Annotated in this window: 2 protein-coding genes; both read right to left on the bottom strand. The window is 53.7% G+C overall.

What is annotated here, in order from left to right; all coding sequences use genetic code 11:
- Positions 1–77: 77 nt before the first annotated feature.
- The gene (locus tag D8Y22_RS19305) at positions 78–1283 is read right to left on the bottom strand and encodes a tyrosine-type recombinase/integrase (RefSeq protein WP_246084517.1); all 1206 of its coding nucleotides are present in this window, start codon (positions 1281–1283) and stop codon (positions 78–80) included.
- A 392-nt stretch (positions 1284–1675) separates the two neighbouring features.
- Positions 1676–1947: transposase (locus tag D8Y22_RS22705; RefSeq protein ID WP_217350906.1), on the bottom strand; the 272-nt coding region annotated here is incomplete at its 5' end.

Raw genomic sequence — 1947 nt, 5'->3', positions numbered from 1 at the left:
AGTCACACTATCCACCGGATTCTCACATTCCTAGTTACTGATGATTCTAGTCCGATGTCCTTGGATGCCTCGGTGCGTTAAACTAGAACAGATGGTTCTGCAGCTATGTCTTCGACGCCCTCGAGAACGCCCTCGAGGACTGCTGTATAGGTATCGTACCAGAAGCGACGGCAAAGTTGCGGACTCGGACGCTCACCTTCGATTCGTTCGGGGAGACCTGCTTTCGACGCTAGATCTTGGAACCAGTTCCGGATCGTATCTCGTGTTACGTGTGGTGTTTCTCCTTGTGAAGATGGGAACAGATACCCGGTCCACGACTCGTCGTCCGCTAACTCGTCGATTCGGGAGTCGAAGATTCCCAGACCAAACAGTAGCGACACTTCTCCTGGCCCGTTCTTGCGGCTCTCGAACGCAATAAAGGGGACGTCGTCTTTGGAAACATCACGATGGAACTGTGAGGCGTGTAGTGCTGCGACCTCGCTCGCTCGAAGCCCCCAGGCAGCTAATGCTACCACGAGCAGCTGTTCTCGTGTCGTCTGTGCAGCCTGCATCAGTTTCCGTACGTGTGTTGCCGAAAGGGCTGGTGTCGGAGACTCTTCGATCTCCCACTTGAACTCGTCGTAGAGCCCGCTAGCAGGATTCATCGAGGCGATCCGCCGCCCAACGAGATGCTGGTACCAGGCGTCAACGACCCGTCGCACACGCTGGAGCGTCTGGGCACTGTATGAGCACTCTGTTCCGTCGTTCAACCAGTCGAACGCTGCATAGCACGCGTCGACGGCTTCGTAGGCTGGTGTCTCTTGCTCTCGCTGGATCGGTGTGAGGAGGTCACCTGTGCCGTTTGCCTCACGATACGCATGGACGTAGAGATTTAGCCGTGTTCGGAGCGTATTGACAGAAGAGGTCGAGAGACTGTATCGGGATTTCCGCCGGTCAAGGAACTTTTCCAGGGCATCGATCGTTTCTCCGTCTTCTGTTGCCCACGTGTAACCATCGTCATCATCGCCGAGACCGAGATCTTCGTCCCAGAACTCACCGAAGGAACGATCGTGATGGCGACGTAGTGCTGCAAGGAACGACCGTGCATCGTGATTTCGAAACCACTGGTGGGTCGGTTTCTCGCGCTTCGGATCGATACCCTCCGCCTCGAAACATGGGGCGATCTCGTTCCAGTATAGATCGGTGAAGTCCTCGAGTGAGCACGACGTCCATCGGACACCATCGAACGAGGGTGTTTGCTCTACTTCGATTTCGGCATCCTGATCGGTCTCTGACTGGCTCATTGGGCTGTCCCTCGAGGGATTCGTTTGTTTGGATCTCGAGTGGAGAAGATATCTGTTAGAAGCCCATTCGCCCTACCGCTTGGTGATTCTGAGAGTGGCATATTCGGGTTGTTCAGCGATTTAGTTGGTTCCCTTATTATTTTATGGGTTCGGCTGACCAAGAGAGTCTGCTGAACCCATGCAAATTTCGATGAGAAAATACGCTAAGTGAATAAATCATATGACGCAATATCTTTTTTGGTGGGCCTGATGTTGCGAAGATGCCTCTATGATGCACAGATTTCACAACTAAAAAGGCTGAAATAACCCTCCGAGAGCCGTTGAGAACGCACGTCTATGAAACCTATCGAATAGCGGTAAGGAAACCACCGGAGAAAACGCACTCATAGTGATTAAGCCGAACCCTTACCGGTAAGGTACGGCCAGATGTTTGGTTCGGTGATCGCGCTCAGTCCTCGTGGAATGTAGTCTTTCAGCGTCGAGAGATCTGGAACAAGGCGGTACTTGAACCACTCTTGCAGTTGGTCCCAGCACCCTTCGACAGCGTTCAATTCGGGGAGCTTCGACGGAAAATACCACACTTCGAGATCGTCCCCGCGCACGCACGAGACCGAACTGTCGGAGACAGTTCCGGTCTCGCGCTCTCCGCTCACGTGCTCCCAGA

This window comes from Salinadaptatus halalkaliphilus (assembly GCF_006543045.1).
GTDB classification, from domain to species: Archaea; Halobacteriota; Halobacteria; order Halobacteriales; family Natrialbaceae; genus Salinadaptatus; species Salinadaptatus halalkaliphilus.
The sequence above is the reverse complement of the archived record's forward strand: the minus strand, read 5'-3'. Positions and strand labels throughout refer to the sequence as shown.